The organism is Lactobacillus sp. OTU4228 (genome assembly GCF_001006945.1).
Taxonomy (GTDB): domain Bacteria; phylum Bacillota; class Bacilli; order Lactobacillales; family Lactobacillaceae; genus Lactobacillus; species Lactobacillus amylovorus.
In genome coordinates this window covers 1-16,318 of record NZ_CDLD01000014.1, presented here as the reverse complement: position 1 = coordinate 16,318, position 16,318 = coordinate 1, and the positions used below count along the sequence as shown (strand labels likewise).

16 protein-coding genes and 1 pseudogene are annotated in these 16,318 nt (G+C 38.5%); 1 reads left to right on the top strand and 16 read right to left on the bottom strand.

From position 1 onward, the window contains the following. Positions 1–6: 6 nt before the first annotated feature. The 5 genes from BN1206_RS03635 to BN1206_RS03615 all read right to left on the bottom strand — a co-directional run bounded on the left by BN1206_RS03635 (position 7) and on the right by BN1206_RS03615 (position 4,429). Entirely contained in the window at positions 7–2,169 is a 2,163-nt protein-coding gene (locus BN1206_RS03635) for a penicillin-binding protein (protein WP_013437623.1), read from the bottom strand. Beyond that, complete coding sequence (gene ftsL, locus BN1206_RS03630) at positions 2,169–2,531, bottom strand: cell division protein FtsL (RefSeq protein WP_013437622.1); 363 nt, start codon at positions 2,529–2,531, stop codon at positions 2,169–2,171. The genes BN1206_RS03635 and ftsL overlap by 1 nt, the downstream gene beginning before the upstream one ends. A 13-nt stretch (positions 2,532–2,544) precedes the next feature. Next, the gene (gene rsmH, locus BN1206_RS03625) at positions 2,545–3,492 is read right to left on the bottom strand and encodes a 16S rRNA (cytosine(1402)-N(4))-methyltransferase RsmH (RefSeq protein WP_013437621.1); all 948 of its coding nucleotides are present in this window, start codon (positions 3,490–3,492) and stop codon (positions 2,545–2,547) included. Positions 3,493–3,495: 3 nt separating this feature from the next. After that, entirely contained in the window at positions 3,496–3,927 is a 432-nt protein-coding gene (mraZ, locus tag BN1206_RS03620) for a division/cell wall cluster transcriptional repressor MraZ (RefSeq protein ID WP_052542926.1), read from the bottom strand. A gap of 172 nt (positions 3,928–4,099) precedes the next feature. After that, on the bottom strand, positions 4,100–4,429 hold the full coding sequence (locus BN1206_RS03615; protein WP_013437619.1) for a DUF3397 domain-containing protein: 330 nt from the start codon (positions 4,427–4,429) through the stop codon (positions 4,100–4,102). A gap of 92 nt (positions 4,430–4,521) precedes the next feature. On the opposite strand from BN1206_RS03615, the gene BN1206_RS09410 reads away from it, so the two are divergent. After that, the gene (locus BN1206_RS09410; RefSeq protein ID WP_013437618.1) at positions 4,522–4,656 is read left to right on the top strand and encodes a DUF4044 domain-containing protein; all 135 of its coding nucleotides are present in this window, start codon (positions 4,522–4,524) and stop codon (positions 4,654–4,656) included. Positions 4,657–4,692: 36 nt separating this feature from the next. Here the strand turns inward: BN1206_RS09410 and mreD are convergent, their stop codons facing one another. The 11 genes and pseudogenes from mreD to BN1206_RS09720 all read right to left on the bottom strand — a co-directional run. After that, positions 4,693–5,232 (bottom strand): rod shape-determining protein MreD, encoded by a 540-nt coding sequence (mreD, locus tag BN1206_RS03610; protein WP_013437617.1) that lies wholly within the window; start codon positions 5,230–5,232, stop codon positions 4,693–4,695. Continuing rightward, positions 5,232–6,083: a rod shape-determining protein MreC gene (gene mreC, locus BN1206_RS03605; RefSeq protein WP_013437616.1), complete on the bottom strand. Its 852-nt coding sequence runs from the start codon at positions 6,081–6,083 to the stop codon at positions 5,232–5,234. The genes mreD and mreC overlap by 1 nt, the downstream gene beginning before the upstream one ends. A gap of 45 nt (positions 6,084–6,128) precedes the next feature. Next, on the bottom strand, positions 6,129–7,133 hold the full coding sequence (locus BN1206_RS03600; RefSeq protein WP_013437615.1) for a rod shape-determining protein: 1,005 nt from the start codon (positions 7,131–7,133) through the stop codon (positions 6,129–6,131). A gap of 95 nt (positions 7,134–7,228) precedes the next feature. Continuing rightward, positions 7,229–7,852, bottom strand: a complete 624-nt coding sequence (locus tag BN1206_RS03595; RefSeq protein WP_013437614.1) for a JAB domain-containing protein — start codon at positions 7,850–7,852, stop codon at positions 7,229–7,231. A gap of 37 nt (positions 7,853–7,889) precedes the next feature. Then, positions 7,890–8,567, bottom strand: a complete 678-nt coding sequence (locus tag BN1206_RS03590; RefSeq protein WP_013437613.1) for an HAD family hydrolase — start codon at positions 8,565–8,567, stop codon at positions 7,890–7,892. After that, a complete protein-coding gene (locus tag BN1206_RS03585) occupies positions 8,557–9,828 on the bottom strand; it encodes a bifunctional folylpolyglutamate synthase/dihydrofolate synthase (protein WP_013437612.1) in 1,272 nt (423 codons plus the stop codon). The genes BN1206_RS03590 and BN1206_RS03585 overlap by 11 nt, the downstream gene beginning before the upstream one ends. After that, positions 9,829–12,468, bottom strand: coding sequence for a valine--tRNA ligase (locus BN1206_RS03580; RefSeq protein WP_013437611.1), 2,640 nt, complete (start codon positions 12,466–12,468; stop codon positions 9,829–9,831). Positions 12,469–12,830: 362 nt separating this feature from the next. After that, positions 12,831–14,714, bottom strand: coding sequence for a flavocytochrome c (locus BN1206_RS03575; protein ID WP_013437610.1), 1,884 nt, complete (start codon positions 14,712–14,714; stop codon positions 12,831–12,833). Between the two features lie 189 nt (positions 14,715–14,903). Next, the gene (locus BN1206_RS03570) at positions 14,904–15,314 is read right to left on the bottom strand and encodes a GtrA family protein (protein ID WP_013437609.1); all 411 of its coding nucleotides are present in this window, start codon (positions 15,312–15,314) and stop codon (positions 14,904–14,906) included. A gap of 6 nt (positions 15,315–15,320) precedes the next feature. Then, positions 15,321–16,031 (bottom strand): pseudouridine synthase, encoded by a 711-nt coding sequence (locus tag BN1206_RS03565; RefSeq protein ID WP_013437608.1) that lies wholly within the window; start codon positions 16,029–16,031, stop codon positions 15,321–15,323. A 154-nt stretch (positions 16,032–16,185) separates the two neighbouring features. Continuing rightward, positions 16,186–16,318 (bottom strand): annotated as a pseudogene (locus BN1206_RS09720) (transposase); the annotation flags it as partial.

The following is a 16,318-nucleotide window of genomic DNA, read 5'->3' as shown; positions in this document are numbered from 1 at the left end:
TCTATGCTACTCCTTTAAATTAACTTTTATTTTCTTCTCGGCCTTTATTTCTGTCCCTTTAGCCACATCTTGGCTAGCAACAGTTCCGGTTCCCTTCATACTAAATTTAACGCCTGTGAGGTTTGCGAACTCATACAAATCATTAATGCTCCAGCCGCGCATATCTGGGCAAGTTACCTTACCAGACGTAGATACAAATATTTTATCGCCTGACTCCAATCTTTCGCCCTTCTTGATGCCTTGATCAATAATCTTCTTGCCACTACCAACCTTAACAATATTCAAACCAATTTGATTTGCTTTGGCAGCAGCTTGATTATAGGTCATGCCCTTAAAGTTAGGTACTTTAACAGTAGTTGAAGCATTGTCGTTTTTAGACATTGAGATGATTCTGCTCATCATTGGCTTAAAGATAGAAGCCAAGATCTTTTCAGCAGTAGCACCACCACCTAAATGTGGTTGTTTAAGCGTTAAGTAAATACAATAGCGTGGACTGCTTGCAGGGTAAACACCAACTACTGAGAAGATGTAGTTGCTGTCGCCCTTCAAATAACCGCCGCCCTTTGGATTAGCTATCTGAGCAGTACCAGTTTTAACACCAATATCAGCATTACCCATCTTGTAGGCATTACCAGTACCAGATTGTTTATTAAGTACCTTCTTCATATTAGCTAAAACAATTTTCTTGGTCTTATTGCTGTAAACTGGTGAACCAACTTTCTTGATTTCATAGCCCTTAATTGTTTTACCGTTTGAGTCAGTAATCTTATCAACTAATTGCGGCTTGACCATTTGACCATTATTAGCAAGTGAACTGTAAGCCTGCATCATTTGCATTACATTGACGTTTACACCCTGACCAAATGCAGTAACGGCCTGGTCAACTGGCGTCTTGAATGAAATGAAGCCTGGTTGTTCTCCTGGAAGCGTAATTCCAGTCTTTTCACCGATATGGAACTTCTTCAAGTATTTCTTCCAGGTCTTGGCACCCATCTTTTGTTCCAACTTAACAAACCCAGTGTTACTTGAACGCTCGAAGGCTTGTGAAAATGGAATTGTACCCCAACCAGAAGTTAACCAGTCGTGAATAGTTGAGCCGCCAATATTTACTGATCCTGAACGATAGTATTCATTAGGGTTGTAATTGCCACTGTTAACTACTGCCGCAAAGGAAAGTACCTTGAATACTGAACCCGGTTCATAAGTATCTTGAACTAAGATATTACGATATGCCTTAGTTAAACCTTTTCTAGTTTGTGGGTTAAACGTTGGCCGTTGTGAAGCTGCCAAAATCTTCCCAGTCTTCATATCTTCAACAACTGCAGTCATTGATGTTGGACTGTAAGCCTTTTGTACATCTGTCAAATGCGATTCAAGATAACTTTGCAGTTGTGAATCAAGCGTCAGGTAGAGGTTGTTACCATTCTTAACTGGCTTATAAACCTGATTGCCATTAGGCATTTGATATTCAGATGCATCAACTGAAGAAATTCGGTAACCATCAGTACCAGTCAAAGTCTTGTTAAAGTAGGCTTCGATCCCCATGGTACCTACCAAGTTTTGAGCATTGGTCTTTTTATCATAGATAGGTTGAGCCAAACCCACAACGTGAGAAGCAAAATTACCATTAGGATAAAGTCTAGATGGCGTGGCCAAGAATTTAATTCCTGGCAATTTCATTGCCTCAATCTTCTTCTTTTGCTTGCTGGTTAACCCGCTGCCTGCTGTACCAAATTGAACTTGGAAAGCCTTATGCTTTGGCGTCAAATATTGATAGATCTTATCCGCCGACATTGGCAAAACTTTAGCCAACTTTTCAGCTGTCTCAGATTTATTAACTACATATTCTGGCTTGTTTTTGTAGTTGATTGACGACTTATCCAAAATTGCATAAATAGTGTACAAATGCGATTCTTCCGCAATCGCCAATCCATTTCGATCATAAATGGTTCCGCGCGTGGCCTTAATAATCTGATTACGTTTATAAAGCTCTTTAGTACGTTCGGATAAATTTTCACCATTAACTGTCTTAGATATTCCGATATATAAAAATCTAGCCGTAAATACAAGAAAAACCAAAGCGACAGCTACTTGGAGAAATCTCCCCACTGTAAAGCGGTAGCTGTGGGCTTTGGATTTTTGTAATTTTAAATTACTGTTTTTTTTCATTAGCGAATTGTCCTAATGTTTTTATTAATAAGAGTTAAGCCCTTTTCGCGAGCAATTTTATTTAAACGCGTAGTTGAGGTCAACTCACCAATTTCTTGACGTAAATCGGTAACCCTGTTCTGTTCCTTAGCAACTGATTGTTGAGTATTGGTTAACTCATGTTGAGCCGAAGTTGCAGAAATGCTAGAAGAAACTAAAAAAATCATCATCCCAAGCGTAATCACGCTTCCAACAATTAATAAAGTTTTTTCTACCCAATTATAAGGAACTTTACGCGGATCAAGGATAATTCGTTGACGTTTCTTAGAACCATTTTGCTTACTTGGTTCATATTCTATTCTTCTTGCTGAACTGTCAGCCATAACATTTTCCTCTTTATAACTTCTCTGCAACCCGTAGTTTTGCACTGTGTGAGCGGTTATTTTTCTCTAACTCCGAAGTCGAGGCGGTAATTGGTTTGCGATTAACCAAACGCAGCGTTGGTTTCATATCGTCTGGTACAAAAGGCATCCCTCTTGGCACCTCTACTTCTGAATACTTCTTAAAAATCTTTTTAACGATTTTGTCTTCATGAGACTGGAATGTAATCACGCTGATTCGACCGCCAGGTCTTAAGACCTTAATTGCTTCTTCCAGAGAAGCTTGCAATACATCTAATTCATGATTAACGGCCACTCGCAAAGCTTGAAAACTCTTCTTTGCCGGGTGTCCTCCTGTCCTTCGTGCATATGCAGGGATTGCCTCTTTAATTATGTCAACCAGTTCAAAAGTTGTCACAATTGGCTTATCCTTACGTCTTTCCACGATTTTGCGAGCTATTTGACGGGAGAATTTTTCATCTCCATATTTGTACAAAATATCCGCTAGTTCTTTTTGACTTAAAGTATTAACTAACTGATAAGCATCTAAGCTTTGACTTTGATCCATCCTCATATCAAGCCGAGCATTATAGCGGTATGAAAAACCGCGATCAGCCTGATCAAACTGAGGGGATGAGACACCTAAATCATAGTATATGCCATCTATGCCATCTGAATAACCTAGCTCAACCAGATCCCGCTGCAGATTCGTAAAGTTGTCATGTACGAGCTTCAATTTAGGTTCACTATCCGGTTCCAATAAATCAGCAAAGTTCAACTTTGCCGATTTTATTGCGTATTCATCTTGGTCAAAACCTATCAACGTACCGGTGTCAATTTTGCTGAGCAAATATCTTGCATGCCCACCACCGCCAAAAGTTGCATCTACATAAAGACCACCGTTTTTTGGTTTCAAATTGTCGATAGTTTCATGTAAGAGTACACTGGTGTGTTTGAATTTCATATTTTATAGTTCAATGTCGTCCAAATTTTCAGCAATGTCATCATAGTCTTCGTTAGCTTCTTCTTCGAAGCTATCCCAACGCTCCTTAGACCAAATTTCAATTCGGTTAGAAACACCTATAATGACACATTCTTTTATGAGTTTAGCATGGTCTTTGAGCGTTGCTGTCAGATTAACGCGACCCTGCTTATCAAACTCACATTCCATCGCACCAGAGTAGAATAAACGCATAAATTTACGCACATTCCTCTTAGTCAACGGAAGTTTTGCTAATTTAGCTTCAATCTTTGACCATTCGTCCATCGAATAGCCAAAAATGCAGCCTTCCATTCCTCGCGTGAACACCATCTTGTCGCCAATCTGTTCACGCAGTTTCGCTGGTATAATTAAACGACCCTTGCTATCCAGATTGTGGTGGTATTCACCCATGAACATGGTCTAGCCCCCTTCCACTAAATAATTTACCACAATTCACCACTCTCTACCACCTGCATGGGCAAAAAATACAGATTTTTAGATTTATTTATAATTTTTCTTTTTACAAAATTTAAAAAAGGTGCAAAATATTATCATTTTGCACCTTTCGTATATACAAATAAGATCTATCTCATATAAGCATCATTAATAATAATCCCACGTACCATAAACTAGTACATGCGGCTAAATAGTCCCATAATTTGCGTAATGTTTTGCTTAAAGAAATATTTTTATTCTTTATCGCATCATTCAGTGAAACAACGATAACCAAGATAAAATAAATCAAAAAGCCATATGGTAAAAAAGAAGGTTGATTCATATGCGCCGTAATTAAATTGCATCCCGCGATGAAAAAGAATGGCAAAACATCGTAGCCTCTAAACTGCGCATGTGGAAATAATAAATTGATTACAAAAGCAACCGCTAAACCAATAATCGGCATTAGGAAAATATAAAGCATAAAAGTTCCTCCATTCCTTTATTCTAAACTACAATTGATTTGAAAAAAACTATTAATAAGCATAAAATATTGTTCAAATAGGAGGGCTTTTTATGGCACGAAAGAAGAAAAAGAAATCTGGTTTTCAAAAATTGACTATTGTCATGGCATGGCTAATGGCTTTCATTACCTTAGCAGCAGTTATCGCTGGAGCTGTTGGTGCAATGGCCAGTGCAGGAATGTTTTAAAAAAAGACACGGAAAAATTTTCCGTGTCTTTTTTATTTATACTCGATAAGCATTCAAATCAATTAAGAATGGATAATCTTGTGCTAAGTTGCCCCAAATCCAATACAAAAGAGTAAAAACTAAAGTAGACCAGCCTAAGTTGACTAATAATGATAATAATAATGCATGCATTGAGACATCAGCAAAACCTACCGCTTTAAAGATCAGCCAACTATAAGCAATAAAAACTGTAGTTCCAAGCAATATTACTATTAATCTTGCCCAAAAAACTTCAGGTAAGAAGCGTGCGATTCTTTGGCAAAGCCAACAGCTAACCGGTAAAAATACAGTATAGATACCGATAATGCCATAGAAATAAACATCCGCCACGATTCCTGTACCGATTGCCAGCCAAATTTCATTTTCATTTGTATCATCGAATAGCCCAATCAACATCATACTGATTGGCAAAATCACACTGGCTGCACCGAAGCTGCCATAGTTCATGAACTGATGCAAATAAAATGAGCAAATACCATCGATAATCAATGCGACAAACATAGCAATAGCTAAAACCCATTTACGAAAAATAGACATTAGTTAGCCACCTGTCTTTCAATGACTGTGACAACAGAAGGATCATTAATATCGCCTGCTGGCTTAATTCTAATTTGGTCAGACAAGCCGAAAGAATCACGCGTGGTAGTAGTTACAGTACCAATTAATAAGCCCTTAGGTGAATTGCCACCCATACCACTAGTGTAAACTCTAGTACCAGCCTTTAACTTACGGCCATCAACTACTTGAGTAAAGGCTAAATTATTATTAGAAGTAACAGTAATAATTCCGTGCACTGTTTTTCCGTTAACGGCATCTGCTTGCACTGCGAAACGGTTAGCTGATTCATCAGTTGTAGTAATTAATTCAACCTTAGATGAAGCAGCATTGGCTTCAATAATTCGGCCAATAACACCGCCACCACACATAACGGCCATGTTCTTTCTAATACCTGCAGAACTACCCTTGTTAATAGTCAATAAATCTGACCAAGTATCAGGTGATCTCGAAATCACTGATGCATTAACTAAGGTATATCCACTCAATGTGTCCTTTAGTTTCAATGCAGACTTTAATTGACGATTTTCTTTTTCAAGAGCCGAATTCCGTACCTTGGTTTGACCCAAGTTAGTAACTTCACGCTTTAAGTGATTATTCTCTTCTTGAGTATTTAAAATGTCATGAGCACTGTTCAAGCCGCCAGAAACCCAGCCAACAGGAACATCAACAATCCTTGTACCTAAAGCAACAATATCATTGCCTAAGCTTTGGATCAGTAATGGTGTATTACGTTTCTTGCGTAAGCTGACGCTTCCACCTAAAACGACTAAAACAACGATAACTATAATAAATGCTGATAATAATTTTTTGTTTTGCAGAAATTTTTTCATTAAGAATTGATCCCAAAGAAAAACCGGCAACAGCCGGCTTTTTTATTATTTGCGACTTCTACGCATTACTTCAATATTCTTAAGTGATTCACCAGTACCAATTGCTACACAATCAAGCGGATCTTGAGCAATAAATACAGGTACCTTAGTTGCTTCAGAAATAACTTCTGGCAAATTCTTAAGAAGTGCGCCACCACCAGTTAAAACGATACCGTGATCGATAACGTCAGCGGCAATTTCTGGTGAAGTTTGTTCCAAAGTTTCTTTAATTGCTACGATAATGTCTTGAACAACATCTTGAATAGCCTTAGCAATATCAACTGCTTCAACATCGATTGATTTTGGCAAGCCGGTTACCAAATCACGACCACGGATATTCATTGATTCAATTTCCTTAGCCTTTTCAACAGAAGCTGAGCCAATTTGAATCTTAATATCTTCAGCAGTTCTTTCACCGATTAATAAGTTAAAGTTTGAGTGAATGTAGTTAATAATTGCATTGTTAAACTTGTCACCAGCTTGACGAATTGAAGTTGATGAAACGATACCACCAAGTGAAATAGTAGCAACATCAGTAGTACCACCACCGATATCAACAACCATTGAACCTGTAGGATCCATAACTGGAAGACCTGCACCAATAGCTGCTGCGAATGGTTCTTCAATTACGAAAGCTTCACGTGCGCCAGCTACTCTAGCAGCATCAATTACAGCACGCTTTTCAACTTCAGTAACACCTGATGGTACACAAACCATTACTGAAGGCTTAGAATTGCCAACTGTCTTTTCCATAAAGTATTTAAGCATAGCTGCTGTAGTATCGTAGTCAGCAATTACACCGTCCTTCATAGGACGAATTGCTACGATAGTACCAGGCGTTCTACCAATCATTTCCTTAGCTTCTGAACCTACAGCGATAACTTCACCTGTTTGCGTATTCTTTGCTACTACGGAAGGTTCTCTTAAAACGATTCCTTTACCTTCCATATAAACGAGTGTATTGGCTGTACCTAAATCGATACCAATATTTTTTGTACCTAATCCAAACACAAAAATCTCTCCTTAATTGTTGCGGTCTCTAAATCTTGAATAATTATAGCATACTATAACTTTAAAGGTGATTTTCGCGCGAATTTTAAAGAAGTTTAAACTAATTTTTCTTCACGCATGCTCAGATAGTGACCTTGCCCCACAATAAAGTGGTCCAAAAAGTCAATTTTCATCATCTTTGCTACTTGGCATAAATCCTCCGTTAATTCAAAATCACTGGAAGACGGCATTAGTTTGCCACTTGGATGATTATGAGCAATAAAAATCCCTGAACAGCCATAGATTACAGCCCAACGAAAAATCTCCCGCGGATGGGCTACTGATCTGTTTAATGTACCTTGAAATAATTTTTTCTCGGCAATGATATGACTAGCATTATCAATATATAATGCCCAAAGCTCTTCTTGTTTATGTCCTACTAATTTATCAGCTAAATAATTGCCCACTTCTACGCTGGAAGTCAAAACCGCTTTGCGTTTAGGCGAAGCCAGGCGCAAACGATCTAATACTTCCTCGGCGGCAATGGCAATATCATCTGGACAGTCAGGACCGGTAATAAACTGAACTAAATCATCAAAATTAGCCAACTGATTTTTACCCAAAAAGTTTTCTAATTCTCTAAAATCGGTTATTCCCTTATCCTCAAACTGTCTAAATAATTGAACTAATAACTCTAGGTCTGTCCTTACAAAGCAATGACTTGAATTTTTTTCTTTCATGAAAATTCCTCCTCATTACTTATTACGCAAAAAAGAGCTAAATTCTCTTGAGAAATTCAAAAAAGTTTTGACAAATCATTGCGGCGTTAGTCCGATCTTTTTCCGTTGGGGGAATCAAATCGGGCACCATCACGCATTTTAAACCAGCACTGGCTGCTGATTGAACACCAGTAGATGAATCTTCAAACACCAGAATATTTTCTTTAGGCAAATGCATCTTCTTAGCAGCTGTTAAATAAATATCTGGTGCTGGCTTTGGTTCAATATGACCCTTTTGCACATCTAGGTAACTGATATGGAAATCAAAATAATTTCTAATACCAGTTGCCCAAAGCACGTGTTGCACAACGTCTTCATAATTACTTGAAGCAATGGCCATATGCATCCCACGCTTTTGAAATTCATCTAGTGCTTCTTGCACGCCAGGCTGTAATTTCAATTTTCCTTCATCGGTCCACTGCCAAACGAGGTCGTCGGTTCGCTTAATGAAGCGATCACGATCAGCGTCGGTTTTGAAATACTTATGATAAAAATCCTGCATTTCCTTAACTGTGGCACCAGTTAATTTCAAATATGCATCGCGCGGCGTACCAAGATCTTCCTCTTCTGCCGCTTGGATATTTGCATCCCAATACAGTTTTTCTGAATTAACCAGCAAGCCATCCATGTCAAAAACAATGCCTTGAATATCATCATTTATTCCTTTAACGTGCATCATTTTTTCCTTTCCAATTTAAAATTGCGCTTACCAAATAAAACGAGCCAGTAACTAACAAAATATCGTTATCCGCCATTTTATTCTTTAACGTGGTAAACCCTCTTTGATAGTCCCGTTCATAATTATATCTTCTTTGCACATCAATTGGAAAATCATTTTGTTCGGCTACACGTGGATAATCTAGCGTTGTAAGCAAAACATCATCATTTTGCTTAAACAAGGCAAAGACTTGCTCTAAATCTTTATCCTTCATCATGGTTACTAGCGCATGGATATGACCCTGTCTTTTTTCAGCTAATTGATGAACCGTTTTAAGCAGATTAGTCATGGCCTGAATATTATGAGCACCGTCCAAAATAATCAATGGCTTGGTCTGCAATACTTGATAACGACCAGGTATTACTGTCTGATCAATCGCCTGCTCCACTTTTTCATTTGTTAAAGGCAAATCGAGTAAAAAGAAAGTTCGAACCGCAATAGCAATATCGAAACCCTCAACTTGCGGACGCAATTTAAAGGCAAGCTCATGTTCATTGTCTGAATAAACAATTTGTTCATCTAGTTTAACTTCAAAATCGCGACCTAATTGATAAAGAGGTGCCTGCTCTTTTTCCGCTTTTTGCTTTAAAATAGGCAAAACTTCTTGTGGCACATTACCCAAAACCACTGGTCTATTTCTTTTTATAATGCCACTTTTTTCACGGGCAATATCTTGAATCGTAGGACCAATAATTTGCTCATGATCCAAGCCAATGGTAGTAATAATGCTGGCCTCTGGCGTAATCACATTGGTTTTATCATGTTCACCACCAATGCCTACTTCAATTACGGCATAATCGCATTTTTGGTCTGCAAAATAGACAAAAGCTATCGCTACTTCATATTCAAAGGTAACCAATGAGAAGTCATTATCTTCTTTTTGAATTTCTTCAAAAGCTGCTTGCACCTTATTGGCTGCTTTTACCAAATCTTGATCGCTAATATCTTGATTGTTCAGTTGAATTCGTTCGTTAAAACGATAAACATAAGGTGAGACAAAAAGGCCAGTCTTCTGACCAGCCTTTTTAAGCAGAGTTGCTAAATAATATGAAGTTGAGCCTTTACCATTCGTACCTGTAATATGAACGGTTTTTACTTGATCTTGCGGATTGCCCAATTTTGCCAATATCTTTTTGATAAAAGATAAATCGTTTTTTGGATGCAAGTGTGGCAAAGAATACAAGCAAGAAATTACTTCTTGGGCATTAGTAAACTTCAATTATTTACTCTCCTTCAAGTCTTGAATTCTTTCACGAACGCCACTTAATTGACTTTCGTAGTCAGCCTTCTTTTCCTTTTCTTTGTTAACAACTGCTTCTGGAGCGTGGTCAACAAAGCCTTTGTTAGCAAGCTTCTTTTCACAACGAGCAACTTCGTCTTCAAGACGCTTTTCTTCTTTTTCCATCTTAGCTAATTCGTCATCAACGTTAACAAGTTCAGTCAATGGAACAAAGATTTGTGCGCCTGGAATAACTGCAGTCTTAGCCAATTTTGGAGCTTCAATTTTTTCAGCTACTTCAAGCTTCTTAGGGTGTAAGAAGTTTTCTACGTAGTCAGCATTTTCATCCAAAATGTGCTTATCCTTAGCATCATCCAATTGAATCATGATATCAATCTTAGATGACATTGGTGCGTTAACTTCCATACGGATGTTACGTACAGCCTTGATAGTTTCAATCAAGAAGGCCATATCATTATCTGCTTGCTCATTTTCAAATTCTTTATGAGTTTCAGGGTACTTAGCTACCATGATTGACTTGCCTTCGTGTGGCATTGAAAGCCAAAGCTTTTCGGTTACGAATGGCATAATTGGGTGCATCAAACGCAAGATTTGATCAAGAATCCAAATAAGGTTTTCTTGCTTTCTAGCCTTTAATTCTTCGTCATCACCGTTTAAAGCAACCTTAGAAATTTCGATGTACCAGTCACAGAAGTCGTTCCAGATAAAGTTGTAAAGTTCACGACCTGCTTCACCAAACTTGTATTCATCAAAGAGTCTAGTTACTTCACTTACAGTGTGGTTCAAACGATCAAAGATCCATCTGTCTGACAAATCAAACTTAGAAACTTCAGGCATGTGAGCTGGCTTAGCATCTTCTGGCAAGTTCATGATTACGAAACGACTTGCGTTCCAAATCTTGTTGATGAAGTTCCAAGCAGCTGATAACTTCTTAGGATCATAACGAGTATCTTGACCAGGAGCAGTACCGTTAAGCAAGAACCAACGAAGAGCGTCGGCACCGTACTTGTCAACAACATCCATTGGGTCAACACCGTTACCAAGTGATTTACTCATCTTGCGGCCTTGTTCGTCACGCATCAAACCGTGCAAAACAACATCGTTGAATGGACGCTTGCCAGTAAAGTGCAAACTTTGGAACATCATTCTGGATACCCAGAAGAAGATGATGTCGTAACCAGTTACCAAAGCATTGGTTGGGAAGTAACGCTTGAAGTCTTCTGAATCAGTGTCAGGCCAACCTAAAGTTGAGAAGGGCCAAAGAGCACTTGAGAACCAAGTATCAAGTACGTCTGGATCTTGTTCCCAGTTTTCAGCATCCTTAGGAGCATCAACACCTACGTAAGTTTCACCAGTCTTTTTGTTGTACCAAGCTGGGATACGGTGTCCCCACCATAATTGACGTGAAATACACCAATCATGAACATCTTCCATCCAGTGGTCAAGAGTACCTTCAAAACGTTCTGGGACAAAGTTTACCTTGCCAGCAGTCTTTTGATTCTCAAGAACCTTGTCAGCAAGTGGCTTCATCTTAACGAACCATTGCTTAGAAAGTCTTGGTTCAACTTGAACGCCTGAACGTTCTGAGTGACCAACTGAGTGAACGATTGGTTCAATCTTAATTAAGTAACCTTCTTCTTTAAGGTCCTTAACTAATTGTTCACGACAGTCAAAACGATCCATACCAGCATACTTGCCACATTCTTCGTTCATGGTACCGTCATCGTTCATGACGTTAATTCTCTTCAAATTGTGACGGTTACCAACTTGGAAGTCGTTAGGGTCATGGGCTGGGGTAATCTTAACCAAACCAGTACCAAATTCTGGATCTACGTGTTGGTCTTCAATAATTGGAATATGACGACCAACAAGTGGCAATACCAATTCTTTGCCAACAATGTTCTTGTAACGTTTATCACCAGGAGCAACAGCAACGGCAGTATCACCAAACATGGTTTCAGGACGAGTAGTAGCAATTTCTACATAACCTGAGCCATCTACAAATGGATACTTGATGTGATAGAAGGCACCCTTATCATCTTTGTGAATAACTTCGATATCACTCAAAGCAGTTTGTAAAGCTGGGTCCCAGTTGATGATGTATTCACCACGGTAAATCAAGCCTTCGTTGTAAAGTTGTACGAAGACCTTTTTTACAGCTTTAGAAAGACCTTTGTCCAAGGTAAATCTTTCTCTTGAATAATCAAGTGAAAGGCCCATCTTAGCCCATTGGCCCTTGATGATTGCTGCGTATTCATCTTTCCAGTCCCAAACTTGCTTAACGAAGGCTTCACGTCCCATTTGGTGACGATCCTTGCCTTGCTTACGAAGCTTAGCTTCAACCTTGGCTTGAGTAGCAATACCTGCGTGGTCCATACCAGGAAGGTAAAGCGTATCATAGCCTTGCATACGCTTGAAACGAATTAAAGTATCTTGAATTGCAGTATCCCAAGCATGACCCAAGTGCAACTTACCAGTTACATTTGGTGGTGGAATAACAATTGAATATGGGTGAGCTTTTTTGTCACCAGATGGCTTGAATAAATCTTCATCAAGCCATTCTTGATATCTGCCTTTTTCAACCTCATTTGGGTTGTATTTAGGTGCTAAATCTGTCATTAAAAATTTCCTCCAATAAAAAAGTCCTAGACAATGTTGTCTAGGACGATTTACTAACCGCGGTACCACCTACGTTAAACATATAAAACATGCTTCTCTTATAAGCGATAACGGCGCTGAAGTGTCCGGATTAACTTACTTAATTTCAATTAATCAGCTAATCAAGCTACCAATCAACTTCTGGCCTCTCAGCTATCTGGCTTTTCTCTGTAAACGAAGTCAATACCTCTTGATTCTGGCTTTGTTTTTGATTATAGCATGAATCTATTTTAGAAAAAAGGGATAGATGCATTGTATCATTCAATCAACTAATATTCTTCAACTTAATAACAACAATAATTTTTTCTGCTGATAGTTCTCAATTAGTGTTGTGATGCACCTGAAGTAGCATCTGATTCCGTTGGCATGTCTTCATAAGCAGTATTAGCAGCAATGCGACCGAAAGTGAAGATATCAGCCAATGAGTTACCGCCCAAACGGTTACCTGCGTGAATACCACCGGCATTTTCACCAGCTGAATACAAGCCATCAATAATCTTGCCGTCCTTATTAAGAACATGTGCTTTAGTATCGATGACCAAACCACCCATAGTATGGTGAATAGCAGGCTTACGAGGAGTTGCATAAAATGGAGCGACTTCACATTTCAAGCCTAAAACATTCTTATGAAATTCTGGATCTTTTCCTGCATCAACATATGAATTGTACTTCTTAATGGTATCAACTAAAACATCTGGATCCATACCAATTTGCTTAGCTAAACCTTCTAAAGTATCATCTCTGAACAGGGTGCCAGCCTTAACTTGAGCATCAAGGGACTCTTGAGTAGTATTGTAGGCAGTTTCCTTAATCTTATCGTCAGCAATTTGATAAATTAATCCACCATTGGCAATTACAGCTTTAGCTAGCACATCACGTTCTGCAAATTCATTGACAAAACGCTTGCCTTTTTTGTTAACCATAATGTAGTTTGCTGGCGGAGTTACAACACCAGTGAATAATTCACCAGTTTTGGGATCGGCTACTGGCATTAACTGGATAAAGCCCATACCGAACAAATCAGCACCAGCTTCAAGACCTAAATTAATCCCATCACCAGTAATTGATGGTGAGTTAGTAGTTGCGATATCATCGTCAATCTTTTGCCAGTAAGTATTATATTTTTGTACCATCTTAGTGTTGGCGCCAAAACCACCTGCAGTTAAAATGACAGCCTTTGAATGAACAGTCAACTTACTGCCATCAGCACGTGTAGCAACTACGCCGCGTACCTTGCCATCTTCAATGATCAATTTTTCTGCACGAGTTTCAAGATATGGACCAACACCATGATCTCTTACCCAGTCACCTAAAATATGAATGTAAGCATAACCCATCGGTTCAACTGGCTTGTGACCACGACGCCATAAACCACCAACTGGTTCAGTTACATCACTATTATCAAACTTAACGCCTAAGTCAGCTAACCATTTAACTGAATTTAAAGCATTAGTTACTAATTCATGGACTAAAGCATATTTACCATGAATTTCATTACCCTTAAGGTCAGTTCTCTTACCACCCAGGTAAGTTTGAATTTCATGAAGCAAAGTTGAGTCAAATAAATAATCTGCACCTGAATCAACGTATTCCTTAATTTGCTTTTGTAATCTCTTAAAGTCATCTTGATATTCAGGATCAATTTGATTAATCGGAGTTGCAGCCAATTCCTTCAAAGTATCCTTTTCACCTGGAAGCGCCTTGAAGTTCTTTTGCCAATCAGGTTCAGCGGCATTCATGGGACCGCCAGCACGACTAGTATTACCACCAATTTGTGGGTACTTTTCTAAAATAGCAACTTTTTCGCCATGTTGAATTGAACGAACTGCAGCAGCTAAACCAGCACCACCAGCACCTACAACCGCTACATCAACCGTGATTTCTTCATCTGTTGCCTTTGTAGCTACTGGCTTATTACGCTTCTTCCATTCATCAGCGTCCCCACCAGCTTCAGTAATCGCTTGAGCAATTCCATCTACAACGCCGTGACTTGAAATAGTTGCGCCACTAACTGCATCAACATTTAAAGTTTGGTTATTAATAATTTGTTTAGGCAAGCGATTAAAGACTTCATCGGCAACACCCTTAGTTTCGCCGGATGAATCAATTTCAATATTCTTAATCTTATCATCTTCGATAGTAACGGCCATTGGCATCGATTCTGAGCCATGACCTTGTGCACATACTTGATATTTACCGTTCTTCATTATAAGAATTCTGCCTTTCTTTTTCTCTATATATCTAGAATAGCGTTTTCACAGCTTGAAAATCAAATACTTATTTAACAATTTAAAAATAACAAAGTTGTTATGATACAATTTTTTGCATCTCTAACAAATATTATCCTGTGAGCTATCTGCAAACCAACGCTCAGCTTCGACTGGTATCTTTTCATCTTACTTTCTAACTTTTTTAAAAGTAATTGTTTTATTAACAATGAATTGAATTAGCGTTGCCACAAAGGTCGCTATGACCTTCACGATCAAGTGGGAATAACCTAATCGCGTGACAAATATGAATAAAGAAACTGTGGTAAAAACAGTCGTAATTTGACCGACCCCAAAATACGAAATGAACCGCATAAAAAGATGATCGTGAACCTTAAAGTTAGTATATGAATTCCATAAGAAATTATTGATAATCCCACAGGTTGATGAAATGACATTTGCAAGTTCCACATTCATTTTAAAATGCGTCAAAATTGTGTAAACTCCAAAATCAACTATTAGTCCCAGGAAGCCAATTAAGACATATTTAATTAATTGGACGAAACTTTCTGAATGGGTTATTGTTCTTACTTTCTTCATTCCGCCTTATTTAATCTTACTTACGTCATCCAAATTAAGTTCAATGTATTCGCCACGTTTCAAATCTTTCGGTAATTTCAACTTTCCCATCGAAATCCGTTCAAGTTCAACGACTTTCATCCCTACCGCGCCAAACATTCGCTTAATCTGGTGATATTTTCCTTCACGAATTCTAATCTCAATTTCAGAACTATCATGTTCTTCGTCTTGACTCAAGATCTTTAGTTCAGCTGGCTTTAATTTAGTACTATCGCCCAAGGTCATTCCACTAGCAAAAATTTTTACTGTCTCATCATCGGCTACACCCGCAATTTTTGCCCGGTAAATCTTATCTACGTGCTTATTAGGTGCAAGCAATTTATGATTGAGCTGGCCATCATTAGTGAGTAAAAGCAGGCCGGTTGTATCCTTATCTAGCCGTCCTACTGGAGTAATCCCTTGATACTGATCCTGCGGCTTAAGCAATGAGATAACCGTTCTTTGACTGCGATCTTCAGTTGCTGACAACACGCCTTTAGGCTTATTCATCAAGAAGTAATGATACTTTTGATAGTTGATCTCTTGGCCATCTACCAATACTTCATCGGATTCCTTAACCTGCTGTTTTGGTGTTTTTACCACATCACCATTTACAGTGACAATGCCTTTTTTAATTAAAACGTGCACTTCTTTTCTGGAGCCGACATTCATATTAGCTAAATATTTATCAATGCGCATGGGAACTATCCTTTTTAGTAACCGGTACATTTTGCAAACAAAAAGTAAAATTATCTTCCTCCAATAAGCGGGTATAGAAATCTACTTTCTTAGTATCATTGTCAAATAAAGACACTGCACTGTCAAATAGTTTGTGTAAATAGATTTTTCTCTAGGTAGTGTCCAAATAAACGCAGAAGAACTTGTCACTGAGTTTGCGCTGATGATAGGCCTCGACTTTTGGAATCATCTGCTTGGAGATGTTAGATACCTGAGCTGGGCTGTAATGACTGCCATACATCTTTTCA